The 24,824-nt window shown below is 72.9% G+C and carries 23 protein-coding genes; 17 read left to right on the plus strand and 6 right to left on the minus strand.

Going from position 1 to position 24,824, the window contains the following annotated elements; genetic code table 11:
- The first annotated feature begins 34 nt into the window (after positions 1-34).
- The 12 genes from AIF0345_RS05790 to brnQ all read left to right on the plus strand — a co-directional run bounded on the left by AIF0345_RS05790 (position 35) and on the right by brnQ (position 12,038).
- Complete coding sequence (locus AIF0345_RS05790) at positions 35-658, plus strand: iron transporter (RefSeq protein ID WP_285297604.1); 624 nt, start codon at positions 35-37, stop codon at positions 656-658.
- Positions 659-876: 218 nt separating this feature from the next.
- Complete coding sequence (locus AIF0345_RS05795; protein WP_273165873.1) at positions 877-2,145, plus strand: DUF2318 domain-containing protein; 1,269 nt, start codon at positions 877-879, stop codon at positions 2,143-2,145.
- Between the two features lie 34 nt (positions 2,146-2,179).
- Positions 2,180-3,469: an ABC transporter permease gene (locus tag AIF0345_RS05800; RefSeq protein WP_285297605.1), complete on the plus strand. Its 1,290-nt coding sequence runs from the start codon at positions 2,180-2,182 to the stop codon at positions 3,467-3,469.
- Between the two features lie 26 nt (positions 3,470-3,495).
- Positions 3,496-4,839 carry an ABC transporter permease gene (locus AIF0345_RS05805; RefSeq protein ID WP_285297606.1) on the plus strand — a complete coding sequence of 448 codons (1,344 nt, stop codon included), beginning with the start codon at positions 3,496-3,498 and terminating at the stop codon, positions 4,837-4,839.
- Between the two features lies 1 nt (position 4,840).
- The gene (locus AIF0345_RS05810; protein WP_285297607.1) at positions 4,841-5,593 is read left to right on the plus strand and encodes an ABC transporter ATP-binding protein; all 753 of its coding nucleotides are present in this window, start codon (positions 4,841-4,843) and stop codon (positions 5,591-5,593) included.
- Positions 5,590-6,141: an FMN-binding protein gene (locus AIF0345_RS05815; protein WP_285297608.1), complete on the plus strand. Its 552-nt coding sequence runs from the start codon at positions 5,590-5,592 to the stop codon at positions 6,139-6,141. The genes AIF0345_RS05810 and AIF0345_RS05815 overlap by 4 nt, the downstream gene beginning before the upstream one ends.
- Positions 6,138-7,226 carry a CobW family GTP-binding protein gene (locus AIF0345_RS05820; RefSeq protein WP_285297609.1) on the plus strand — a complete coding sequence of 363 codons (1,089 nt, stop codon included), beginning with the start codon at positions 6,138-6,140 and terminating at the stop codon, positions 7,224-7,226. The genes AIF0345_RS05815 and AIF0345_RS05820 overlap by 4 nt, the downstream gene beginning before the upstream one ends.
- A gap of 168 nt (positions 7,227-7,394) precedes the next feature.
- Positions 7,395-7,874 carry a YbjN domain-containing protein gene (locus tag AIF0345_RS05825; protein WP_268916674.1) on the plus strand — a complete coding sequence of 160 codons (480 nt, stop codon included), beginning with the start codon at positions 7,395-7,397 and terminating at the stop codon, positions 7,872-7,874.
- Positions 7,871-8,536 carry a type III secretion system chaperone family protein gene (locus tag AIF0345_RS05830; RefSeq protein ID WP_273165869.1) on the plus strand — a complete coding sequence of 222 codons (666 nt, stop codon included), beginning with the start codon at positions 7,871-7,873 and terminating at the stop codon, positions 8,534-8,536. Before AIF0345_RS05825 ends, AIF0345_RS05830 begins: the two co-directional genes overlap by 4 nt.
- A 7-nt stretch (positions 8,537-8,543) precedes the next feature.
- A complete protein-coding gene (gene miaA / locus AIF0345_RS05835) occupies positions 8,544-9,554 on the plus strand; it encodes a tRNA (adenosine(37)-N6)-dimethylallyltransferase MiaA (protein ID WP_285297610.1) in 1,011 nt (336 codons plus the stop codon).
- The gene (dapF, locus tag AIF0345_RS05840) at positions 9,551-10,525 is read left to right on the plus strand and encodes a diaminopimelate epimerase (RefSeq protein WP_285297611.1); all 975 of its coding nucleotides are present in this window, start codon (positions 9,551-9,553) and stop codon (positions 10,523-10,525) included. Before miaA ends, dapF begins: the two co-directional genes overlap by 4 nt.
- 103 nt (positions 10,526-10,628) lie before the next feature.
- On the plus strand, positions 10,629-12,038 hold the full coding sequence (brnQ, locus tag AIF0345_RS05845) for a branched-chain amino acid transport system II carrier protein (RefSeq protein ID WP_268916678.1): 1,410 nt from the start codon (positions 10,629-10,631) through the stop codon (positions 12,036-12,038).
- A 185-nt stretch (positions 12,039-12,223) separates the two neighbouring features.
- Here the strand turns inward: brnQ and AIF0345_RS05850 are convergent, their stop codons facing one another.
- The 3 genes from AIF0345_RS05850 to AIF0345_RS05860 are packed head-to-tail and all read right to left on the minus strand — an operon-like array spanning position 12,224 to position 14,903.
- A complete protein-coding gene (locus AIF0345_RS05850) occupies positions 12,224-12,781 on the minus strand; it encodes a DUF4865 family protein (RefSeq protein ID WP_285297612.1) in 558 nt (185 codons plus the stop codon).
- Positions 12,782-12,831: 50 nt separating this feature from the next.
- Positions 12,832-13,440 (minus strand): class I SAM-dependent methyltransferase, encoded by a 609-nt coding sequence (locus AIF0345_RS05855; RefSeq protein ID WP_285297613.1) that lies wholly within the window; start codon positions 13,438-13,440, stop codon positions 12,832-12,834.
- Between the two features lie 32 nt (positions 13,441-13,472).
- A complete protein-coding gene (locus AIF0345_RS05860) occupies positions 13,473-14,903 on the minus strand; it encodes an MFS transporter (RefSeq protein ID WP_404975982.1) in 1,431 nt (476 codons plus the stop codon).
- A 376-nt stretch (positions 14,904-15,279) separates the two neighbouring features.
- Between AIF0345_RS05860 and hflX the strand changes: the two genes are divergently transcribed.
- Complete coding sequence (gene hflX, locus AIF0345_RS05865) at positions 15,280-16,761, plus strand: GTPase HflX (protein ID WP_285297897.1); 1,482 nt, start codon at positions 15,280-15,282, stop codon at positions 16,759-16,761.
- 22 nt (positions 16,762-16,783) lie between these two features.
- Here hflX and AIF0345_RS05870 read toward each other — a convergent pair whose 3' ends face one another.
- Positions 16,784-17,371, minus strand: a complete 588-nt coding sequence (locus tag AIF0345_RS05870; protein WP_285297614.1) for a MauE/DoxX family redox-associated membrane protein — start codon at positions 17,369-17,371, stop codon at positions 16,784-16,786.
- An 18-nt stretch (positions 17,372-17,389) separates the two neighbouring features.
- Entirely contained in the window at positions 17,390-17,656 is a 267-nt protein-coding gene (locus tag AIF0345_RS05875) for a hypothetical protein (protein WP_285297615.1), read from the minus strand.
- A gap of 545 nt (positions 17,657-18,201) precedes the next feature.
- Between AIF0345_RS05875 and AIF0345_RS05880 the strand changes: the two genes are divergently transcribed.
- From AIF0345_RS05880 to AIF0345_RS05890, 3 genes are all read left to right on the plus strand, one after another.
- A complete protein-coding gene (locus tag AIF0345_RS05880) occupies positions 18,202-20,118 on the plus strand; it encodes an ATP-dependent DNA helicase (RefSeq protein ID WP_268916728.1) in 1,917 nt (638 codons plus the stop codon).
- A gap of 143 nt (positions 20,119-20,261) precedes the next feature.
- Positions 20,262-21,266, plus strand: coding sequence for an L-lactate dehydrogenase (locus tag AIF0345_RS05885; protein ID WP_043563361.1), 1,005 nt, complete (start codon positions 20,262-20,264; stop codon positions 21,264-21,266).
- 437 nt (positions 21,267-21,703) lie between these two features.
- Positions 21,704-22,429 carry a MarR family winged helix-turn-helix transcriptional regulator gene (locus tag AIF0345_RS05890; RefSeq protein WP_285297616.1) on the plus strand — a complete coding sequence of 242 codons (726 nt, stop codon included), beginning with the start codon at positions 21,704-21,706 and terminating at the stop codon, positions 22,427-22,429.
- Between the two features lie 34 nt (positions 22,430-22,463).
- On the opposite strand, the gene AIF0345_RS05895 is transcribed toward AIF0345_RS05890, so the two are convergent.
- Positions 22,464-23,450: a magnesium transporter CorA family protein gene (locus AIF0345_RS05895; protein WP_285297617.1), complete on the minus strand. Its 987-nt coding sequence runs from the start codon at positions 23,448-23,450 to the stop codon at positions 22,464-22,466.
- Between the two features lie 246 nt (positions 23,451-23,696).
- Here AIF0345_RS05895 and AIF0345_RS05900 point away from each other — a divergent pair, with 246 nt between their 5' ends.
- Entirely contained in the window at positions 23,697-24,800 is a 1,104-nt protein-coding gene (locus tag AIF0345_RS05900) for an ImmA/IrrE family metallo-endopeptidase (protein ID WP_285297618.1), read from the plus strand.
- Positions 24,801-24,824: the final 24 nt, after the last annotated feature.

Raw genomic sequence — 24,824 nt, forward strand, 5'->3', positions numbered from 1 at the left:
CGACGTCGCGTTACCCCACCAGCAAGGAATTCTCATGCGTACCAAGCTCAAGGTCATGAGCGCCGTCAGCGCCCTCGTCCTCGCCGGGACTCTTGGCCTGACCGCCTGCAACAACTCCAACAAGGCGGCCGACTCCGCCACCCAGGAGGCCGGGGAGGACTCTGGCGCCGGCTTCCAGGAGTACCCGGTCGGCGACCAGCAGATCGCCCAGGGCAAGGACGGCGTCAACGAGCTCGATGTCTCTGTCGTCTACTTCCAACCCGTCGACATGGAACCCGCCGGTATGGGTCTGAAGGCCTCCGATGCCTCCTTCCACCTCGAGGCCGACATCACCGGCGACAAGGACAATGACCTCGGCTACGGCGCGGGCGACTTCGTCCCCGGCCTGAAGGTGGACTACACCATTACGGACAAGTCCAGCGGTAAGGTCGCGGCCGAGGGCACCTTCATGTCGATGAACGCCTCCGACGGCCCGCACTACGGCGGCAACATCAAGCTTCCCGGCGCCGGCGAGTACACCCTCACCCTGAAGATCCACTCTCCGGCGGAGAGCGGCTGGATGCTTCACGTCGACCCCGAGACCGGGGTCAAGGGACGCTTCTGGGACGCGCCCATCGAGCTCAGCCGGGACTGGGACTACACGCCGCAGGAGTGGTGATCCTCCGGCCCGCGGGGCGCACGCGCGCCTCGCGAGCCGCCCTCCCCGTCAAGGCCTCCGGGACTCATGAGGCCTCGTGAGGGCTCGACGCGGTCCGGCTGCGCCGGGGCGGTCGGTACCCGCCGACAACGGGTGCCGACCGCGGCCGGTCGCCGACCACGGACAACTGGATGTGCAACTGGGCAAGACCGGCCCGAACCTGAAGGGACTGATTGGACATGCTGGCACGCTTTGTCTCCGTCGTGGGCGGGATGACGCTGCCGTTCCTCCTCTATGCCGCTCTCGCCGTCGTGCTCGGGCCGCCTCGGCCCGAGGGGTGGCCGCGCGCGAGCCGCTGGCGCCTGGGAGCCTCCGTCGCGGGGCTCACCGCGGGGGTCGTCTTCGCCGCACTGCGCGCGGCGGCCGTCATCATCTCCCGCACGGAGGTCAACATCCCGACGCTCGCGGCCTGCGTCCTGGCTGACCTTGCCCTGCTGGTCGTGCTGGTCGTGCTTGTCGCCCGGCCGTCCTGGGGCTGGCAGGGGCGCCTCGCCCCGCTGGCCAACGCGGTCGCCTGCATCGCCCTGGCACTGGCCTTCTTCCGGGCCGTGCCGGAGATGATCCTCCAGCTGACGGCCTTCATCGAGCCGGGAGAGGCTACCTTCACCTCGGACATGCTTCTGCGGGTCCTCGGCTTCCTGTGCGCGTGGGCGGCCGTGGCCGTCCTCGCCTTCATGTACTACCGGACCTGCCGGCGCTCGCCGGTCCGCCTCACCCGCGCCGGCGTCGTCGTCCTCGGCCTGCTGGTCGTGCTGACGCACCTCACCGCCCTGGCCGCCCTCCTCCACGGCTCGCACATCGTGCTTCTTCACGGGCAGGCCTTCCGTGCAACGGTCTGGCTGACCAACAACACCGCGGGCATCGTCCTGCTGGCGGCGGCGGGAGTCCTCCTCATCCCCATGGCCGTCGCCTTCGCCGCGACGCTGCGCCGCGTGCCCGAGCAGCCCAACCCCGCCCGCCGGCGCCACGAGATCGCCGAGCGCCGCCGCTCCCGCCGCTGGGTGCTGGCCTCCGCCCTGGGCTTCGGCGCCCTGGCGGTCACCCGGACCGTCGCTGTCGCCAAGGTCAACGAGGTGCCGACCCTCTCCCCGCCCGAGCCCTACGAGATCAGGGACGGCAACGCCGTCGTCGCCCTGGCGGACATCAGCGACGGGCACCTGCACCGCTTCGCCTACGACGCGAGCGGCACAGAGGTCCGCTTCATCACGATCCTGAAGAACGGGGGCGCCTACGGCGTCGGCCTGGACGCCTGCGAGAACTGCGGCCCCGCCGGCTACTACGAGAAGAACGGCAAGATCATCTGCAAGCGCTGCGACGTCGCCATCAACCCGGCCACCATCGGCTTCAAGGGCGGGTGCAACCCGATCCCGATCGACTTCACGGTCGACGGCGGGAGCCTCATGGTCCCCACCTCGGCCCTGGACGACTCCGCGAAGATCTTCGCATGACCCGCCGCCCCACCCGTGCGCAGGAGGAGCACTGATGTTCTTCGCCCGGCTCGTGTCCCGCTCCTTCACCCGCCATCCCCGGCGCCGCGGGCTCATCGCCCTGACCGTCGCCCTGTCCACCGCGATCTCGGTGGCGATGCTCGGCGTCGTCCTCGACGTGGGCGACAAGCTCAACGCCGAGCTGACCACCTACGGCTCCAACATCGTCGTGCAGCCCAAGACCGACGCCGTCGTCTCCGGCCTGTACGAGACCGGCGACACTCCCGACCCGACCTCCTTCCTCAAGGAGGACGAGGTCGGCAACATCAAGACGATCTTCTGGGCCTACAACATCGTCGACTTCGCCCCCTCGCTGACCGCGCACCTGGACGTCTCCTCGGGCTCGGCCGACGGCGGCCCGGTGCGCGTGCGCGGCACCTGGTTCAACAAGGACCTGGCGCTGTCCACCGGCGAGAGCGTGACCGCGGGGGTGACCACCATGCGCTCGTGGTGGAGGCTCGACGGCGCGTGGCCCTCCGACGACGCCGACGAGGCGGTCGTGGGCTCCGCGCTCGCCTCGAAGCTGGGCGTCCACGCGGGCGACACCATCACCCTGGCCGGCGCGAGCGGCACGAAGGAGCTCGCCGTCACCGGCGTCTACGCCTCCGGCGACGACGACGACAAGACCCTCTACGCGCCCCTGGCCGACGTGCAGGACCTCACCGGTCACGCCGGGCAGGTCGAGCGCATCGAGGTCAAGGCCCTGACGACCCCGGAGAACGAGCTGTCCCGCAAGGCCGCCGCGAACCCCGAGCTCCTGTCCCGGGCGGACTGGGAGACCTGGTACTGCACCGCCTACCCGTCCTCGATCGCCTACCAGATCGAGGAGGTCGTCACCGGCTCGGTCGCCAAGCAGGTCCGCCAGGTGGCCGCTGTCGAGGGCAATGTCCTGGAGAAGACCCAGGCCCTCATGATCCTCATGACCGGCCTGTCCCTCGTGGCCGCGGCCCTGGCCGTCGCCTCGCTGACGACCGCCTCCCTGGTGGAGCGCACGGGCGAGTTCGCGCTCATGAAGGCCATCGGCGCCGACTCGGTCTCCGTCATCAGGCTGATTCTGGGGGAGACCGCCGTGATCGGGGTGATCGGCCTGGCGGTCGGCTCCGCGGTCGGTTCCGGCCTGGCGCAGGTGATCGGCAAGGTCGTCTTCAGCTCGACGATCACCATGCGCCCGATGGTGTTCGTCCTGGTCGCCCTGCTCATCGCCGCCGTCCTGCTGCTGGCGACAGCCTCCTCCATGAGATCCATTCTGCGCATCCAACCGGCCACGGCCCTGCACAGGAGGTGAGACGCGTGTTCCGCAAGAACCGTCCCATGACCAATCGCCGCATGTTCGCCACCATGCTCCTGGGGTCCGTGTTCCGGCGCCGCGGCCGGGTCCTGGTGGCCGTCCTGTCATCCGCGGTCGGCGCGGCCACGCTGTTCTGCCTCGCCGCGGTCTGCCTGGCCGTGCCCGCGCAGATGAGCGCCCAGATGCGCCAGTTCGGCGCGAACCTCATCGTCGTGCCCGTCTCGGCCGACGGCAGCGCCACGCGGGTCAGCCAGGCCGCCGTCGACGCCGCCACCGGCGCCGTCGCCTCCGCCACCGGCACCGCCGCGGACGAGGTGAGCACCGCCTCGTACCGCTACGAGACGGTGCGCGTCAACAAGAGCCCCTACATGGTCGCCGGCATCGATACGGACAGGGTCAGCGCGCTCAACGGGCACTGGGAGGTCCGGGGCTCCTGGCCCGGCCAGGGCGAGGTGCTCATCGGCCTGGACGTCGCCAACGCCGCCGGCCTGACGGTCGGCTCCACCGTGACGGCCGAGTACCTCTCCAGCGACAACCTGAAGCTCGTCTCCGACGGCGACACCGCGGCCGCCCCAGGGGCGACGACGGCGCCCGCCGCGGCGACCCCGACGGCGACCCCGACGGCGGGCCCCACCGCGGGCCCCTCCGCCTCCTCGACAGCGGCCCCGGGCCGCCCGGGGGCGGGGACGGCCGGCTCGTCCGGCTGGGACGGATCGACCGCCGCCAACCAGGCGGAGTGGCGGGTCGCCGGCGTCGTCGACACCGGCGGCGACGAGGATGACATCATCTACGCCAACGAGGCGGACGTGGACGCCCTGACGGGCGTGGCGGGCCCCGGCTACGACGTCGTCGAGTACTCGGTCAACACCTCCCAGGTCCCGATGTCCTCCGTCGTCCAGGCGGTGGACGCCTCCCACGACGGCATCCAGGCGGAGCCGGTCTCCAAGATCACCTCCGGCGACACGCGCATTATCACCATGCTCAACACCCTGTTCTGGGTGGTCTCGCTCGTCGTCCTCGCCCTCACCCTGGTCGGGGTGTCCACCACCATGACCGTCATCGTCTCCGAGCGGCGCAACGAGATCGGCCTGCGCAAGGCCCTGGGCGCCTCCGGGCGCGCCATCAGCCTTGAGTTCTACTCCCAGGCGGCCGCCCTGGGTCTGATCGGCGGAGTGATCGGCACGGCGGTCGGGTACGGTCTGGCCGTGGCCGTGTCCGTCGGGGTCTTCGAGCAGGCCGTCGGCTTCACCTGGTGGCTGGCGGTGGTCGCGGTCCTCATGACGGCGGTCGTCGCCGTCATCGCCTCGTACTCTCCGGTGCGCAGCGCCTCGCGCATCGACCCCGCGCTCGTCCTGAGGGAGGAATGACATGCTGCTCCGGCTGTCCCACGTCTACAAGATCTACGGCGAGCTCCACGCGGTGGATGACCTCAGCCTCGACGTCGAGCGGGGCGAGTGGCTGGCCGTCGTCGGCTCATCGGGGTCGGGCAAGACCACCCTGATGAATATCATCGGCTGCATGGACACGCCCACGAGGGGCACGGTCACCCTCGACGGGCGCGAGCTCGGGCGCCTCAACGCCTCCCAGCTCACCGACATCCGCAAGAACGTGATCGGCCTGGTCTTCCAGCAGTTCCACCTCATCCCGCACCTGACGGCCGTGGAGAACGTCATGGTCGCCCAGTACTACCACTCGATGACCGATGAGAGGGAGGCCATGGAGGCCCTGGGGAGCGTGGGCCTGGCCGACCGCGCCCGCCACCTGCCCTCCCAGCTCTCCGGCGGCGAGCAGCAGCGGGTGTGCATCGCCCGCGCCCTGATCAACCACCCCGAGATCATTCTCGCCGACGAGCCCACCGGCAACCTCGACGAGGCCAACGAGCAGCTCGTCCTGGACATCTTCCACCGCCTCCACGCCCAGGGCACCACCCTCATCGTGGTCACCCACGACGCCCACGTCGCCTCCAACGCACAGCGCGAGATCCTCCTCAACCACGGCAGGCTCGTGGGGGAGAGGACCAACGAGACCGCCGAGACCCGGCGCGGGCGCAGTATGCTCGACTTCGGCGAGGGAGCCCGCGCGGGCCAGGAAGGCGCGCCGGACCAGGAGGAGGACCAGTGAGCGAGGACAGCGGGGGCGCTCCTCGGGCGCCCGTGGCGCGCCGGTCCGTCGCCGCGGCCGGCGCCGTCCTGACCGTGGCCGGCCTGGCCGCGTGCGGCGGCCAGGCGAAGCCCGGCAACGACGAGTACGCGGGCAGGGCGCAGACCGCCAACCCCGCCCACTCCGCCACGGCGGCCGGCGGCGCGACCGCGGCGGCGAGCCCCACGAGCGGGCCCTACGCCGACGGCACCTACACGGCCACCCAGTCCTACGGCGTGCTCGACGACGTCATCGAGGAGGACTCCATCGACGTCGCCCTCACCCTGGAGTCCGGTTACATCACCGGGGTGACCATCACCGGGCACCCCTTCGCCTCCAGGTCCCGGGAGTACATCGACGGCTTCTCCCAGGAGATCAGCGGCGCCGTGGTCGGCCGCACCGTGGAGGACGCCCACGTCACCGCGCTCGCGGGCGCCTCCAAGACATCCGCCGCCTTCAACGAGGCCGTTGACGCCATCGCGACGCAGGCGCGGTCCGCGGCCGCGACCGCCCGGGCCACCGACCAGTGACCCCGGGACGACCGGCGAGCCGGCCCCGCGTCCCCGTCATCGCGCTCACCGGCTACCTGGGGGCCGGCAAGACGACGCTCCTCAACCACCTCCTGCGCACCCCGGGCGCCCGCCTGGGGTGCGTCATCAACGACTTCGGTGACATCAACGTCGACGCCGCCCTCGTGAGCGGCGAGGTCGACGAGCCCGCCTCCGTCGCGGGCGGCTGCCTGTGCTGCATGCCCGACGCCGGCGGGCTGGAGACCGCCCTGGAGCGGCTGACCGCGGCCCGGGCGGACCTGGACGCCATCCTCATCGAGGCTTCCGGGCTGGCCGAGCCGCCCAACCTGGTCAGGCTCCTTCGCTCCGCGGCGTCGCGCCGCGTGCGCTACGCCGGCCTCATCGACGTCGTCGACGCCGTCAACGACGCCCGCACCATCGGCGGCGCCCCGCCGGCGCGGTACGGAGCCGCGACCCTCGTCGTCGTGGCCAAGACCGACCTGCTGGATGCCGGGGAGCGCCGCCGGGCCCTGGCGCGCGTGGCCGGCCGCGCCCGCGCACGCAACCCGCGTGCGCTGGTCGTCGAGGCCGACCACGGCCGCATCGACCCGCTCCTGGTCATGGACGTCGCCCAGGAGGCCGCGCCCCCGGGCGAGCTGCCCCTGGCCGAGCTCACCCGCACTGCGCGCGCCGAGGCGCACGGCGGCCACCGGCACGCCCACGCGGACTGCCTCACCGTTCCCGCCGCCCTGCCCGTCTCGCCGGGCGCCCTGGCCGACCTGCTGGAGCGCCCGCCCGTCGACGCCTACCGGCTCAAGGGCGTCCTCGACGTCGCCGGCTCCGCCGGGCGCCCGGGACCCCCGGAGCCCTCGGACGGGGCGCGGCGGGTGGTCGTCAACGTGGTCGCCGGGCAGGTGCACCTGGAGACCGCGCGGCCCGCGCGGCCCGCGCGCCCCGCCGAACCGGGGCTGGTCGCCATCGGCACCCGCCTCGGCGACGACGTGCGCGCCGCTCTGGAGGAGGCCCTGCGCCCCGCCCGGGAGCCGCCCTCCCCGTCGGACCTCGCCCGCCTGGACCGCATCCGCCGACGCAGCCGGGGGATATGAGCGGGGCGTGAGACGGCGTAGAGGCCCAAGGCGGCATGGGACGGCGGCACCGGGGCCGGGCGCAGGACCGCTCACCGGGCCCGATCCCGGCTCCGCCCGCGGCAAGAGTGGCCCCTACCATGGCCCGCGACCCCTGTTGTCGCCGGCCAGGGCCGTTAGGCTGGCCGTATGACTCGGTCCAAGCCCATGAGCGCCGCCGACGCACCCGCCCCCGCCGTCCCGGCGCCGGTGGATGTCGACCGTATTATGGCCTGCGTGCGCGAGCTGGGCCTGCGCTTCTTCCTGGACGACGAGGGCGACATCGGCATCCCCTGGCGCTACGTCACCGTCCACGCCATCTTCCAGGACACCCGGGCCCTCCAGCTGCGCGGCGTGTGGCACCGCATCGCCGACACCGAGCACCTGGCCGCCCTGCGCCGCCTGGTCGAGGAGTGGAACGCCACCCGCATCGGCCCCAAGGCCTACCTGACCATAGCCGACGGCGGTATCGTCCGGCTCCACGGCGAGGTCACCTATCCCCTCGAGGCCGGGATGACCGACGCCCAGCTCGGGGACTTCGTCCTGACCGGGTGCAGGCTGATCGTCGCTCTCATGAGAGAGGCGGAGGACCTCTTCCCGGACCCGCTGCGCGGCAGGCTGGACCCATGAGCCGCCTGAGCGATCTTCTTGCCCGGCTTCTGGGGCAGCCGCAGGGCCAGTCCGAGCCCGCCGAGCGATCGCGTCCGGCGCGCGGGTCCTCCTCCGCCCGCCCGCCCGGTCGCCGCGCTGAGCGCGGCTCCCGGGCGCTCGCGGGCCCGGCGGCCGCGCGCGCGAGCGGGCCCGGGGGCGACGCCGCGCCCGTCGCCCAGGAGCCCCGCGCCCCCCACCCGGATGAGGACGCGGAGACCACCAGCGGGCTCACGCTGGACCGCATGGAGACGATGATCACGGACGCCATGGGCTACGGGGTGCAGCGTCACGCCGAGTCCGGGCACCCCTGCCTGCTGGGCACATGGGACTCCTACCCGTTCGTCATCGAGATCCCAGAGGGGCACGAGGGCTGGCTCCTGGTCTCCGGGGACTGGGATGAGCCGGTGGGCGAGGGCATGCGCGACGAGCTGGCCTCCAGCGTCAATGACTGGAACCGCGACAAGTTCTTCCCGACGGTCTCAATCATCGACTCCCCGTCGGGCTCGCTGGTGCGCGCCACCTACCTGATCGACCTCAGCTCGGGGGTCACCGACACCCAGCTGCGCCTCCACCTGGAGACGGCCCTGTCCTCGTGCACGCAGGCCCTGAGCCTGGTGCGCCCCCTGCTGCCCGAGCTGTGAGGCCGCGGTGAGCCCGTCCGCCGTCCGCATCGCCGTCGTCGGCCCCACCGCCACCGGCAAGTCCGAGCTGGCACTCGACCTGGCCGACGCGCTCACCCGGGACGCGGGCGGCGTGGAGATCCTCAACGCCGACGCCTCCCAGCTCTACCGCGGCATGGACATCGGCACCGCCAAGCTGCCGCCCGGGCGACGGCGCGACCATCCCCACCACCAGATCGACGTCCTGGACGTGCGCGAGGACGCCAGCGTCGCCGCCTACCAGCGCCATGCGCGCGCCGACCTGGAGGGCGCCGAGGCGCGCGGCGCCCGCACCGTGATCGTCGGCGGCTCCGGGCTGTACGCGCGTGCGGTCACCGACGCCCTGGACTTCCCCGGCACCGACCCGGCGGTGCGCACGGCCCTTCAGGAGCGCGCCCGCCGCGAGGGCGCACGGCGCCTGTGGGAAGAGCTGAGCGAGGCGGACCCCACCTCCGCCCGGCGCATCGAGCCGTCCGACACGCGCCGGATCGTGCGCGCCCTGGAGGTCCTGGCCGTCACCGGCAGGCCGTTCTCCGCGACCCTGCCCCGTTACGAGGACCTCGTGCCGACGCTCCACCTGGCCCTGCGGGTCGACCGCGCCGCCCTGAACGCGCGCATCGACGCGCGCGCCGCCGCCATGTTCGACGCCGGGCTGGTCGGCGAGACCGAGGCGCTCATGTCGGCGGGCCTGGGGCAGGGGCGGACCGCCTCTCGGGCCATCGGCTATGCCCAGGCCATCGACGTGCTCCGAGGACGGCTCACCGAGGCCGACGCGGCTCAGGCCACGGCCCGGGCGACCCGTCGTCTCGCCTCCCGGCAGATCAAGTGGTTCCGCCGCGACCCGCGCATCCACTGGCTCGATGCGGCCCTCGACGACGCCGGGACGTGGAGGCCCGGCGAGCGTCGGCGCGTGAGGCAGCAGGCCCTCCGCCTGGTCGCCGAGGCGGACGGGGCGCGCTCGGCGTCTCCCGGAGCCACTCGTCTAGGCTGGAGGCCATGACTGCTGCCTCAGGCCTCGCGGGCCACGAGCTCATCAAGGGCCACGGCACGGAGAACGACTTCCTCCTGCTTATCGACCCCGAGCGGGACGTGCCGGTGAGCGCCGCCGACATCGCCGCCGTGTGCGACCGGTGCGCCGGGTTCGGCGCCGACGGCTTCGTGAGGGTCGTGCGCACCCGGTTCCTGCCCGGCGCCCGGTCCTTCCACGAGGCCGTGCCCGAGGCCGAGTGGTTCATGGACTACTACAACGCCGACGGCTCCGTGGCGGAGATGTGCGGCAACGCCTCCCGCCTGTTCGCCGCCGTCCTGGACGCCGAGGGGCTGCGCCCGGTGGCCGACGGCGGCTCCATCACCATCGGCACCCGCGGGGGCGCGCGCACCATCACCCGCATGGGCGACCTGTGGACGGTCGACATGGGGCAGGCCCGCCTGACGCGACCCGACGGCGCCCAGGCCGACATCGAGGCCGACGGCTGGGACACGGCCGTCGTCGTCCCCGGCCTGGAGGGCGAGCGCGCGGCCCTGTCCGTCTCCGTGCCCAACCCGCACACCGTAGTCGCCCTGGGCGACGACAAGGATCTCGACGCCGCCTCCTTCACGGGCCTGACCGGCTCGGGGGCCCCGGTCGTCTACGAGCCGGCGCCCCCGGCCGGCACCAACCTCGAGCTCGTGGTGCCGCTGGGCCAGGACGCCGACGCCGCCACCGGCGAGCGGGTGGGCCGGGCGCGCCTGCGCGTGCTGGAGCGCGGCGTGGGGGAGACCCGCTCGTGCGGAACCGGCTGCTGCGCCGCGGCCGTGGCCCTGCACGTGTGGGAGGGCGAGGGGGCCCCTGAGGACTACCGGCTGCTCGTGCCCGGCGGCGAGATCGGGGTGCACGTGGGCGCCGACCCTCTCGCCGAGGGCTCCACCGTGCTGCTGACCGGGCCCGCCGAGATCACCGGGCGGGCCCGCCCCGGGCGGCTCCGGTCATGACCTGCCGTGACGCGGCGTGGGGCTGTTCCCACTGACGCCGAGCGTTTTCTCACGGCTCACAGGGAGACATACTGACGGCACACCGAGTAAAGAGACAGGCACTATGACCTCCACAACCGATCAGCACCCGAGCCCCGGTCCCGTCACCAGCGTCGTGACCACGGGCCTGATGCTCTTCGCCCTCTTCTTCGGGGCGGGCAACCTCATCTTCCCGCCCCTGCTGGGCGCGGCCTCGGGCCGCAGCCTGGCCGCGGTCATGGTCGGGTTCCTCATCACCGGCGTCCTGCTGCCGCTGGCCACGATCGTGGCCGTGTCCACCTCCGGAGAGGGCATTCTCGGCCTGGCCCGTCGCGTCGGACCGCGCTTCGGAGTCGCCATGCCCCTGGCGGTCTACCTGTCGATCGGCCCGTTCTACGCCGTGCCGCGGGTCACCACGGTCGCCTACGAGCTGGCGACCCGTCCGGTCCTCGATCTCATGGGCGTCGGCGACTCGCGCCTGACCCTGGCCGTCCACGTCGTGGTCTTCCTCGGCGCCTCCGTCCTCATCGCGCTGCGCCCCAGCAGGCTGGCCGACCGCATCGGCCGCTGGCTGACCCCAGCCCTCCTCGCTCTGCTGGCGGTGCTGTGCGGGGCGACGATCCTGAGCGCCCGGGGACTCGGCCGGCCGGCCATCGAACCCTATGCGAGCGCCCCGATGGCGACCGGGCTCACCCAGGGCTACCTGACCATGGACGTCCTGTCGGCGAGCGTCTTCGGCATCGTCGTCATCACCTCCCTGCGGGAGCGCGGCTTCGCCGCCCCCGGCAGGCTCGTGCGCGGCACCACCATCGCCGGGGGCATCGCCGCCGTCCTCCTGGGTGCGGTGTACATCGGCCTGGCCCTCATCGGGGCGCGCGCCCCCGGCGACGTCACCACCGAGACCACGGAGGGGACCGAGCTGCTGCGCACGGCCGCCTCCCTGACGCTGGGAAGGGGCGGGGTGATCGTCTTCGCCGGCATCGTCATGCTGGCCTGCCTGACGACGGCGGTGGGGCTGCTGGCCTCCTGGGCCGGCTACGCCTACACCGCCTGGCCGGCCGTCTCCTTCAACCGCCAGCTCCTGGCGGGAACGGCCGTCTCCATCGTCCTGGCGAACCTGGGCCTGAGCGCGATCCTGAAGATCACGGCCCCGCTGCTCTTCCTGCTCTACCCGCTGGCGATCTGCCTGGTCGTCGTCACGCTGATCGACGCGCTGGCGCCGGGGCACCTGCGCTCGGCCTACCTGTGGTCCGTGAGCGTCGCCGGCGTGCTCGGCGCCGTCTCCGCACTGGCCGAGGCCGGTTGGACCGCCCCCAGCGACCTGCTGGCGCGCACGGGGCTGTGGGACAGCTCCACCGGCTGGATCGTGCCCGCCCTGGTCGCGCTGGGCGTCGGACTGGTCCTGGACGTGCGGGCGGGACGCTGGTCCACGCCCGCCGGCGATGTCAGCAGCGCCTCCCTGAAGGTGGAGCAGGCGGCCGCGTCCCAGCGCTGAGGACACGCAGGCCCCGGTGCCCGGGCTCCGCCGGCCGGTCTCGCGGGAGACGTCCTGAGGAGCGGGCGGCTCTTCGCCGGCCGACAGCGCCCTGGAGCACGCGGGATCCGCCGGGGCGCTCTGCGGACCGGTCGGCGCGTCGGCGCCTCCATCGGCATCGCCGCGCGCCGGGACGCGGCCGCGGGTCAGTGCGCGGCCGAGACGTGGAGCACCTCGTAGCCGGTCAGCCGCGGGTCGGTCTGCTCGGCGGGCCGGCAGGAGAGCTCGACCAGCACGACCGTCCAGGTGGTGATGTCGACAGCGGCCAGACGGGTGACGCTCTGGCTGTCGGTCCGCGTCAGGAACGGCCGGGTGACCGCGTCCAGGCACCGGGATGGGGCCTCCCCCTCGGGCAGCTGCACGGTGGACATGGTCAGGCTCCTGGCGTCGGCGTAGGGGGCGGGGCCCGGCACGAGCCGCGCGACGGTCCAGTCCTGGATGGGCTGGCGGCCGAAGTCGCGCACGATCGAGGAGTAGCCGGACTCGCCCCAGCAGAAGGATCGCATCCCATCGATGTCGCGCCACACGTAGAAGGGCGCGTAGGCGTTGCGCGTGGCGCCCCTGGCCTTCTCCCGGATCAGGCAGGCCCTGAATTCGAGTCCCGCGAAGTCGTCCATGAGGCGGCCGGTTGCGGCCACGCGGTCGCGGATGGTCCGCATGTCGTAGTCGGCGGGCAGGTTGATGGCGTACTGCATGGCGTACATGGGTCGCTCCTGAACGGCTTGTCGGGATGTGACTCTGGACTCTGCGGCGCTCAGTGGCGCACGCGCAGGACGCGGAAGCCCTTGGAGGAGGCCGTGCGCACCGTCTCGTAGGCCTCGCCCGCCAGCGACGCCGCCAGGGAGTCCGCACCCAGGTTCTTGGCGACGACGAGCCACGCCTCGCCGTCGGGGGCCAGCAGCTCCAGCCAGGAGGCCAGCAGCGCGTGCAGGGCCCTCTTGCCGATGCGCACCGGCGGGTTGGACCAGATGAGATCCAGTCGGGTGGCGTCGCGCTCGAGCTGCGCCTGCAGCGCGGAGGCCTCGAGCACGCGCACGCCCGCGTGCCCGGCCGCCGCGGCATTGCGGGCCGTCAGCTCCAGGGCCCGCTCGTTGACGTCGGTGGCGAGCACGCGGGCGTGCGGGGCGGCGTCGGCCAGCGCCAGCGCGATCGGGCCCCAGCCGCAGCCCAGGTCGAGGAAGGTGCCGGTGGCGGGCGGGTCCGGGACGTGGTCGAGCAGGACCCGCGTGCCCCTGTCGAGGCGGTCGGGGCAGAACACGCCCGACGCCGTCGTCACCATGTGCTCGTGGCCGCGGATGACGAAGGAGCGGGTGCGCTCCCGGGCGGCGGCCGTGGGGGAGGGGGTGAAGTAGTGCTCGCTCACGCCCCGAGGCTACCGCCCGGCCCGCCGGGGCCTCAGGCGGCGCGGCGGGCCAGGAGCGGCGTGAGGCCCAGCATGATCGTGAGCACCACGACGACGGGGACCACGAGCCGCTCCTCGACCCCGGCCGACGTCGGCGCCACCAGGGTCGTCGCCAGCGTGCCCAGGGCGGCCGCGCCGACGTTTCCGGCCACCGTCACAGCGGTGGCCGACCGGGCCTCCGAGATCCCGTCCGCCGCCCTGCCCAGCTCGACCGGGTCGGTCACGCAGCGGATGAGCGTGTCCTGGTGGGTCAGACCCATGCCCAGGCCCGCGATCCCCCAGCCCGCGTGCAGTCCCCACCACGGCGCTGCCCCGGCGAGGGCTGCGGCCAGGAGCGCGCCGCCGAGGGCGAGGAGCAGCCCGCCCGCACCCGTGCGCACCAGGTAGGCGCGCCGTCGCCGTGCCGGATGCGCACCGCACCACACGGCCACTGTGCTCCACAGGACCCCGGCCGTGGTCAGCGCCCAGCCGACCGCGCCCGGACCCAGGGCGAGGACGTCGTGGCCGGCGGGGGAGACGAGGAAGTCGAGGGCGAAGTAGCAGGCGCACACCCACGTCAGGGTCGCCAGCGCCGCCCGGCGCCCGGGCGCCAGCCGCAGCACACCGGCGGGGAAGACGCGCGAGCAGGCCCACCCCACGCCGCCCAGGCCGAGGGCCGAGACCGGCCAGAACCAGGGCGCCGACGCCGGTACCGCCCCGATGAGGGCCACCCCGCCGGCCATGACGAGGGCCGCCGCGAGCGGGGCGCCGTCGTCGTCGTCGCGCACCCGCAGGCCCCGGATCTGCCGCGCCATGACCAGCCGGGCGGCCACGAGCACGGGGATGTAGGCCACCAGCGCCCAGCGCCATCCCCACCCCGAGCTGATGGCGGCGGCGTAGGTGGGCCCGGCCAGCGAGGAGACCACCCACATGGCCGAGCTCGCCGCCAGGAAGGCGCGGCGCCACGCCTCGGGCAGCCCCGCGACCATCGCCCCCATGGTGACCGTGGACAGGGCCCCCGCGGCCATCCCGCGCACGACCTCCCCCAGGACGTACACGCCCACGTCGGGCGCCAGCGCCCCCGCGGCGGCACCGGCGACGAGCAGCCCGGTCAGGGCAGTCATGAGGCGGTCGGCGCGCCACCTGGCCAGCATCGCCCCGCCCAGCGGCATGGTGAGGAAGGTCGGCACCGTCGCCGCGGCCGTCACCAGGCCGTAGTGCGCCCGGGCGCTCAGGTCTGATGCGACCAGCGGCAGCACCGTCTGGTTGATGTAGACCTGCATGCCGGCGAGGAGCTCGACCACCAGCATCGCCAGGGTCAGGCGGCCCACAGGCGTCGCGATCACGCCCCGCACCGACACGGGCGGGGCGCCGGGCCGCCCCTGGCCGCGCCGGTCCCGCCGGCCCTGAGGGGCGGGCGGGTCCGGGGAGGCCGTCGCGCTCACGCCGTGAGCGTACCGGCGGGCCGTGGCCGGGAGGCCTCATTGGCCCGCGACCTCGTGTGGCGCTACGATGCGGCCATGTGGAGTTCTCGTATGCGCTGAGCCGGTGACGGCTCGCCGCTGTCGCCCCGATCCCTCACCCGCGTCCGGCAGGCCGGGCAGTTCCGCCGAGCCGGGCTCCGGGCCGCTGCATGCATACGGACATACGAATTAGGACTCTCTTGTGACTCACCGCTCGAATAGCCGCTCGATTCACGACTCGGACCGCGGCGGCGCCCCCGGCCCCGATGACGCGCCCGACACGGGCGCCGCGCACCCTGCGGACGCGGCGGAGCGCCCGCACGCCGCCGGCCCGGGCCGGCCGCCCACGCCCGAGGACATTGTCAGCCGCGTCCTGTCCCGCGCCGGGACGGCTCTGGCCTCCACCGCCGGCGAGCACGCCGGCCGCGAGACCGATGACGACGGCCTCCTGGAGCGCGAGGCGCGCGCCGGCACCCGCCGTGTCGCCGGCCTGAGCACCGAGCTCGAGGACGTCAGCGAGGTCGAGTACCGCCGGATCCGCCTGGAGAGGGTCGTGCTCGTCGGCCTGGACCTGCCGCGCCCCGCCGCGTCCGCGGCCCAGTCGCCCGGGGCGGCCCAGGACGCCGAGACCTCGCTCGCCGAGCTCGCCGCCCTGGCCGAGACCGCCGGATCCCAGGTCCTGGACGCCCTCATCCAGAGGCGTGACCACCCCGACCCCGCCACCTACCTCGGGTCCGGCAAGGCCAGGGAGCTCGCCGAGACGGTCGTCGACGCCGGAGCCGACACGGTCATCGTCGACGGCGAGCTCGCCCCCTCCCAGCGCCGCGCCCTGGAGGACGTCGTGGGAGTCAAGGTCGTGGACCGCACCGCCGTCATCCTCGACATCTTCGCCCAGCACGCCAAGTCGCGCGAGGGCAAGGCCCAGGTCGAGCTCGCCCAGCTGGAGTACCTCCTGCCGCGCCTGCGCGGCTGGGGGGAGTCCATGTCGCGCCAGGCCGGAGGGCGCGTCGTCGGCGGCCAGGGCATCGGGTCGCGCGGCCCCGGCGAGACCAAGATCGAGCTCGACCGACGCCGCATCCGCCGCCGGATGGCCGGGCTGCGCCGCGAGATCAGGGCCATGGCGCCCTCCCGTGAGGTCAAGCGCGGCTCGCGCCGGCGCGGCCCCATCGCCTCGGTCGCGATCGCCGGGTACACCAACGCCGGCAAGTCCTCCCTGATGAACCGGCTCACCGGCGCCGGCCTCATGGTCCAGGACGCCCTGTTCGCCACCCTGGACCCGACCGTGCGCCGGGCGGAGACCGCCGACGGGCGCGTCTACACCCTCACCGACACGGTCGGGTTCGTGCGCAACCTGCCCCACGAGCTCATCGAGGCCTTCCGCTCCACCCTGGAGGAGGTGGCGGGCGCGGACATCCTCCTCCACGTCGTCGACGCCGCCCACCCCGACCCTCTGGGCCAGGTGGCGGCCGTGCGGGCGGTGCTCGCGGACATCCCCGGGGCGCTCGACGTCCCCGAGCTCATCGTCCTCAACAAGGTCGACCTGGTCGACGCCGTCGCCCTGGCGGCCCTGCGCACCCGCCTGCCCGGGGCGATCGAGGTCTCGGCCCGCAGCGGCGAGGGGATCGAGGAGATGCGCTCGCGCATCGAGGCCATGCTGCCGCGCCCGGACAGGCCAGTGGACGTTGTCGTGCCCTACTCCCGGGGCGACCTGGTCTCCCGCGTCCACGCCGACGGCGAGATCGACGCCGTGGAGTACGTCGAGGCCGGCACCCGGGTCGTGGCCCGGGTGGATCCCGCCCTGGCCGCCGAGCTGGAGGCCGCCTCGGAGCCGGCGCCGTAGCCCGTCCCGGGCACGCGCCGCCCTATATGCGCGCCCCGGACACCGAGGAGGATGACGACGGGGGTGCGGACGGGCCCGGGGGTGCGCTCGTGCGCCGCCGATGCGCTCGTGACAGCCGGGCGCCCGTGAGCGCGGCGGCGGCGAGCGCGACGCACCCGGCCGCCGTCAGGACGACGGCCTCGCCGCGCCCCGTGACGAGCACCCAGGGGCGCTTGCTGGCGGCCTCCAGGAAGAGCATGACGACGACCACCGCGTTGCGCGCGACGAGCATCCGGCTGACCCTGGTCCTGGTCAGGGAGCCGAAGCAGCCGCACTCGGTGACGATCCCCCTCAGGAGCGCCTGCGCCATGGCCGCCGCGAAGCAGACGAACAGCAGGCCCCCGGCGATGCAGGTGACGACCCGGTGCGCTCCCGCAATGAGAGCGGCGCCGAGCAGGATCTCCGCCCCGGTCAGGACCGCCAGGCAGGCCGGCTGGAGCGGACGCGGGACCATCCTGTAGCGGTCGATGGCGTCGAGCCTCCTGCCGGGCGGGTCGCGGTGCTGCGCGGCCGCGGCGACCAGCAGCACGACGCCCACGAGGACTCTGAATACGGAGGAGAAAGCCGGCATAGTCCTGTGTCACTTCGCTCACGGTGCGGGGGAGCAGAGATAGGTCCGGCTGGTGCAGTTGCGCACGATCAGGTTGCCGGACGAATCGTGTCCTTGCGCGGTGCACGATACGGGATTGTTGTCCTCGTTGACGGTGGTCTCGACGACCTCCAGGTCGTCGAGGGGCTCTTCGTACCAGGGGGTGGCCGGTGCCGCCTGGGCCCGAGCCAGTTCGGGTACGATTCTATAAAGGGCTGCGCCCAGGGCTGCTGAGACAGATCCGGCAATAAGTGAACGGCGTCTCATAGTGTCTCCTCCTGTTGCTGAGTCGCGTTCAGTGCGGTGAGTGTGATCTGAGTGGTCGGATACGAATGAACATGCTGCTTGCCCGGAACCGCCTTAAGCGCAACACATCTCTGTGCGACGTGGCTCTCGGTTCCCGGGCTCCCTGTAGGCAACTTCCTTCCTAATTTCCCTCCTTCCTGTGTCGTCCATCACGGTAACATGTTCTCCTTCGCGTTGCTGTGACCTCTACTACGTTGAGGAGGGATTGTTTCTTCGCTTTCTTAATGGGGTTGTTGCCAGCTTCCTCTACTTCTGCATGTTGTTAGCTGTTGGGCGGCCGAGCCTTCTGACGGCGCAGCGGGACGCGAATCGTCCTGCCGCGGGCCCCAGCCCGCCTGTTGCGCGGGCCTGCCGCCCGGTGATCCTCACGTATCCTCACGGCCGTGCCGCCGACATCAGCCGCCCCGCCGCCCTCGCCCCCGGACGGGTGCGGCCGGCGCACCCGGGCGGCCCTCGACGAGGCCGTGCGCCGCCTCGGCGGCGCCCCGCGCACCGGGCAGGTCGAGATGGCCGATCGCGTGGCCGGCGCGCTGGAGGCCGGCGACCACCTGCTGGTGCAGGCCGGCACCGGCACCGGCAAGTCGCTCGGCTACCTCGTCCCCGTCATGGTCCACGTCCTCGACGCCGGGGAGCGCGCCGTCGTCTCCACGGCGACGCTCGCCCTCCAGCGCCAGGTGCTGACCAAGGACGCGCCCCTGGCCGCCGACGCCGTCGAGGCCGTCACCGGGCTGCGGCCCGGCGTCGCCCTGCTCAAGGGCTGGCAGAACTACCTGTGCCGCCACCGCCTTCAGGGCGGCTACCCCGACGACGACGGCGCCCTGTTCTCCGCCGGGGAGGCGGCTGCCGCGGGGCGGGTCGGCGAGGCGAGCCGGCGCTCGACCGGGGAGCAGGTCGTCCGGCTGCGCGAGTGGGCCGCGCAGACCGCCACCGGCGACCGCGACGACCTCGTCCCGGGCGTCTCGGACCGCGCCTGGGCGCAGGTGTCGGTGACCAGGGCCGAGTGCCTGGGACCGACCTGCCCGTTGCGCGAGGAGTGCTTCCCCGAGCTCGCCCGCGCCGCCGCCACCGAGGCCGACGTCGTCGTGACCAACCACGCCATGCTCGGCATCGCCGCGGCGGGCAACACCGGCGTGCTGCCCGAGCATCGGGTCCTGGTGGTCGATGAGGCCCACGAGCTCGCCGACCGGGTCCGCTCCCAGGGCACCGCGAGCCTGTCCGCGGCCGCCGTCGCGCGGGTGGCCGCCACCGCCAGGCGGGGCGCCTCGATCGTCGTCACCGAGCTGGAGTCCGCCGGCCAGCAGCTCCAGCTCGCCCTGGCCGACCTGCCCGACGGGCGCCTGCGCGACGGCCTGCCCGCCGCCCTGCACGAGGCGCTCGTCGTCCTGGACGGCGCGGCCCGCCAGGCGCTCGCCGACGTGCGCGAGGCCGCCAGGGCCGGCAGGAGGGGCGCCGACGCCGACGGGGCCGGGGGAGCGGCGCTGGCCCGCACCGCTCTGACCGACCTGGTGGAGGCCATCGAGCGCATGACCTCGGACTCGGTGCGGGAGCGCCGCGACGTCGCCTGGATCGAGCGGCCCCGCATGGGCGCCGAGCCCCCCAGGCTCACGCTGGCGCCCGTCGACGTCGCCGGATCCGTGGCCGACTCCCTGCTGGCCGACCGCGCCACCGTCCTGACCTCGGCCACCCTGGCCCTGGGCGGCAGCTTCGAGCCGATGGCCCGCGCCCTGGGGCTCGCCCTGGCCGCCGGCCAGTGGGACGGCGTGGACGTGGGCACCCCCTTCGACTACGCCCGCCAGGGCATCCTCTACACCCCCACCCACCTGCCCCGACCCGGCAGGGGCATCTCCGAGGCGGCGCTCGACGAGGTCCTCGCCCTGACCGAGGCCAGCGGCGGCGGCATGCTGGGCCTGTTCTCCTCGCGCCGAGCCGCCGAGGAGGCCGCCGAGGTCCTGCGCGGCGCCACGGACCTGACCGTCTACGCTCAGGGCGAAGACCAGCTGCCGTCCTTGGTGGAGGCCTTCGCCGCCGACGAGGACGCCTGCCTGGTGGGGACCCTGTCCCTGTGGCAGGGAGTAGACGTGCCCGGACGCGCCTGCCGGTTGGTCGTCATCGACCGCATCCCCTTCCCGCGCCCGGACGACCCCGTCGCCCAGGCCCGCAGCGAGGCCGTCGCAGCCGCCGGCGGCAACGGCTTCATGAGCGTGTCCGCCACCCACGCCGCCCTTCTGCTCGCCCAGGGGGCGGGGCGGCTCATCCGGCGGGCCGACGACCGCGGCGTCGTCGCCGTGCTCGACCCGCGCCTGCGCACCGCCCGCTATGGCGCCTTCCTGGCGCGCTCCATGCCGCCTCTGTGGCCCACCCGGGAGCGCGACGTCGTCCTGGGGGCGCTCGCGCGCCTGGCCGCCGCGACACGACCGGGGTAGTCCCTTCGAAGGGGCCGCGGCACCGGAGCGTCCGGCCCTTTCAGGCCCGGATAGTGACGAACCTCGCCCCCGCCGACGGAAACCGCGTATTCTGGCCCTGGCCGGCGCGCCTGCCGTGCCATCACCCTATTCGGAGGAAAACCGTGTCCGAGGCCACCATCACCAACAGTGCACAAGGTTCCTACCCGACGGCTCCGGGGGGCCGCCCGTCCAAGGTCGCGATCATCGGCGCGGGTGCCGTGGGCTCCACGCTCGCCTACGCCTGCGTGACCAAGGGGGTCGCCCGCGAGGTCGTGCTGCAGGACATCGTCAAGGAGAAGGTCGAGGCCGAGGCCCTCGACATCGCCCAGGGGATCCAGTTCACCTCCGCAGGCTCCGTCTCGGGCTCCGACGACCCCGAGATCTGCCGCGACGCCGACGTCATCGCCATCACCGCCGGGGCCAAGCAGAAGCCGGGCCAGTCCCGCCTCGAGCTCGCCGGCGCCACCGTGGGCATTATGGAGAAGATCCTGCCCAAGCTCGTGGAGGTCGCGCCCAACGCGATCTTCCTGCCGGTAGCCAACCCGGTGGACGTCGTGACCTACTGCGCCAAGAAGATCACCGGCCTGCCGGAGAACCAGATCTTCGGCTCCGGCACCGTCCTGGACACCGCCCGCATGCGCTACCTGGTCTCCCTGGAGACCGGGACCGCGACGCAGAACATTCACGGCTACATCACCGGTGAGCACGGCGACTCCGAGGTCCCCCTGTGGTCCTCCTGCGAGATCGGCGGCGTGCCCGTCACCCAGTGGGGCAAGACCCTGGACGGCGGGGTCTTCGACCAGGCCAAGCGCGAGCGCATCGCCCACGACGTCGTCCGCTCCGCCTACCGCATCATCGAGGGCAAGGGCGTGACGAACTACGCCGTGGGCCTGGCCGTTCAGCGGATCATCAGCGCCGTCCTCAACGACGAGCAGCGTGTCCTGACCATTTCGCCGCTGCTGGAGAACTGGCACGGCATCTCCGACGTGTGCATGGCCGTGCCCACCATTGTGGGCCGTGAGGGCGCTGGGCGCCGTCTCGAGCTGCCGCTGACCCTGGATGAGCGCGACCGCCTCACCTCCTCGGCCGAGCGCCTGCGCGAGGTCGCCCGCGGCCTGGGCTACTGACTAGCGCGCCGCGTGACCGCGCCCGCGGCGCGGACTCCGGCCGGCACACGGCCGGCACAGGGTCGGCATGGAGTCGCACGGAGCCGACGGCCGGTGAGATGAGCGCAGCACCGGGGGCTGAGGCCCCGCTCCGGTTGAGGGGGCGGGGCCTCAGTCGCGCGTGCGAGAGGGCAGGGCTCTTCTCGCCCGACCCGCCGGCCGGCACTCGTCGGGGCCGCATCTGGATGACCAGGTCCGGGGCCCGTCTCTGTACGACCGCGAGGGCGGCGAGGGGCCCGTACGGCCTGGGACGCGCACGGCGCGCGGAAGTGACGCAGAGCATACAGCCACCTGCGATATGTGCTTGACGATGTTTGAAGGGTACCTGTAGTTTTTTGGTCGTCAGAGATCAGCAGGCACCTGCTGGACAGGTGCCCGATACGATGCAGGAGATCGTCATGGACACCACCACACGCACAGGACTGCACGAGCGGCTCCGCCGCCTTCACCGGCTCATGCGCCGCCGCCACGTCGAGGCCCGCACTCACGCCGGTCCCCTGGCCGACACCACCCGCGGGCGCGGGCGGGTCCTCGCCGCCCTGAAGATGCAGAGCCCCATTCCCACCCGCGAGCTCGCCTACCTGCTCGACATCCGCCAGCAGTCCCTCAACGAGCTGCTCAAGAAGCTCCAGGCGGACGGGCTCGTCGAGCGCACCCCCTCCGAGACCGACGGGCGCGTCATGATGGTCGCCCTGACCGAGGCGGGCCGGGATGTCGAGGTCGGCCGGGAGGACGACGACTACCTCGACGCCCTGACCGACGAGGAGGCCGCCGCCCTGGTCGGGCTCCTCGACAAGCTCATCGACGCGCTCGAGACCGAGTTCGGGGCCGATGACGACGACGACCCGTCCGACTGGATGGCCGAGGCCCGGCGCCGCATGGGCGACGGGCCCTTCGAAGCCATGATGCGCATGCGCGAGCAGGGCTTCGGGCCGGGCCCCTTCGGCGGCCGGGGTCGCGGCGGGCACGGGGGCCGTGGCCGGGGTCCGCACCGCGGTGAGCACGGTCGCTGCTTCCCGGGCGAGGGCGGCTCGGAGGACGGGGGGCGCCGGCTCCGGCGTCGTCGCGGCGGGCCCCTCCCGACCTGGGCCGGCGGATTCGCGGAACCTCGCCGCGGCTTCTAGCGCGGTCGGGCCCGGCCGGTCGGGCCCGACCGTGTCAGATCCAGTCGTTCTTGCGCATGATGACGTACACCACGACCGAGGGGACGACCACCATGACCACTGCGGAGATCAGCCCGGAGCGCTCCCCGGCGCCCGGGTAGGGCACGTTGATGCCGAACCACCCGGTCACGAGGGTGGGCACGGAGATAACCGCCGCCCAGCCCGCCAGCTTCTTCATCACGTTGTTGAGCCGCTGGTCCTGGAGGGACAGGTGGGTCTCGAAGACGCTGGCGATCATGTCGCGCAGGGACTCCGTCCACTCCGTCGCCCGCAGGACGTGGTCGTTGAGGTCGGCGTAGAAGGGGTCCAGCTCGCGCTGCGAGTCCTCGCGGTGGCGCCACAGCACGTTGACGACCTCCCGCATGGGCAGGACCACGTGGCGCAGGGTGACGAGCTTGGTGCGCACGTCATAGGCGGTGCGCTGGAACTCCGTGGAGTGGGAGTCCGGGGAGAACAGGTCGTCCTCCAGGTCCTCGATGGCGTCGTCGAGCTCCTGCACGGTCTCGAAGTAGCCGTCGACGATGAGGTCCAGCAGGGCGTGCACGAGGGCCGGAGATCCCAGGTGCAGGAACTCCCGGTTGGAGTTGATGCGCTCCACGAGCGTGCCGGCGTCGATGCGCTCGGAGGTTCGGATGGTCACGAGCCCTCCGGGGAAGGAGAAGCCCGCGATCTTGCTCAGCTGGTCCTCCTCGTCTCCCTCGGTGGAGGCGAAGTCGGGCAGCGTCGCGTAGGTGACGAAGAAGGCGTAGCCGTTGTGCTGGGAGGCCTTGGGGCGCTCGTGCGGCGCGATCGCGTCCTCCACGGCGTTCGGGTCGAGGTCCAGCTCGGTGGCCAGGAGGGCCAGGTCCTCGCGCGCGGGGCGCACCAGGTCCGCCCACACGAGCAGCCCCGGCTCGGCGAGGGCCTTCCTGAGGCCGTGCAGCTCAGAGGGGGCCTCGTCGGTGGGGCGGCCGTCGCGCCATGCCAGGGCTCGGAAGGTCATGCACTGATCCTGCCACTTCCTGCTGCTGCGCGGGCAGGACCGCAGCGGATCGGCCGTTCTGGGCGACGATGGTGGGCGCGGGCCCCGAGCGGGTCGTGGCCTCCACCGATTGCGGTCTGGGCGGTGCGTCCACGACCGCGGGACGCCACGCGCGATGACGGCGCGGATGTCGCAGGGGCGTCATGCGATGGCCGCGAGGGGGGGGAGAGTCCCTGATCGCGGCTGCCGATGAGGGAGGTGCCGGCCATGGTGGTCCGAGTCGAGGTGGAGCCCGCGCTGCTGAGGTGGGCGGTGGACCGGGCGGGCTGGGATGAGAAGACCGCCGAGAGCCGTGCCCCTCACCTGGATGAGTGGATCAGGGGCGCGCGCAGGCCGACGCTGAAGCAGATCGAGGACTTCTCCAGGGCGACGCACGCGCCGTTCGGGCAGTTGTTCCTGCCGGAGCCCCCCGACGAGCCCTTGCCGATCCCCGATATGCGGACCGTCGGGGGCGACGGCGTCTCGAAGCCGTCGGGGGATCTGCTCGACACGATCTACCTGTGCCAGAACCGGCAGGAGTGGTACCGGGAGTACCTCCTGGAGGAGGGTGCGCCAGCCGCCGAGATTGTGGGGTCCGCAGTCCGCGAGGAGGATCCCGCTGCCGTCGCCGAGCGGGTCCGGACGGTGCTTGGTCTCCATGACGACACCGCTTCGCACCGCTCGCGCAGGGAGAGTATGCGGCAGGAGCTCATTGACCGGATCGAGGAGCTCGGGGTGCTCGTCATGGTCAGCGGCATCGTCGGGAGTAATACTCGCCGGCGGCTTGACCCTCGGGAGTTCCGGGGCTTCGCCCTGGTTGACTCGACGGCGCCGCTGATCTTCGTCAACGGCAGGGATACGCAGGCCGCCCAGGTTTTCACGCTTGTCCACGAACTGACCCACCTCTGCCTGGGAGGCAGTGCGCTATCTGATCCCAGCGACGTCGCGCGCCCGGGTGTGGGCGAGGAGCGCTGGTGCAACACGGTTGCGGCCGCGGCCCTCGCCCCGGAAGCGGTCCTGAGAACGGAGTACCGGGGCGACGTCGGGGTTGAGGCCCTGGAGGGTCTCGCCGGCTGCTTCGGCGTGAGCACACTGGTCGTGCTTAACCGTCTCTACGATCTCCGTCTCATCTCCTGGGATGTGTTTCGCCGCACGTACGGTGCCGAGCACGAGCGGCTGATGAGCCTTATGACGGAACGAAGGTCGGGCGACGGCGGCAGCTACTACAACACGGTTCCCCTGCGGCTGGGGCGTCGGTTCGCCCAGGCGGTGCTCCTGTCTACTTTCGGGGGCGGACCTCGTACCGGGAGGCCTACGAGCTCTTGCAGGTGAGAAAGCACGCTACATTCAAGGAGT

The sequence above is a fragment of the Actinomyces israelii genome, from assembly GCF_030253495.1.
In the GTDB taxonomy this organism is placed as follows: domain Bacteria; phylum Actinomycetota; class Actinomycetes; order Actinomycetales; family Actinomycetaceae; genus Actinomyces; species Actinomyces israelii.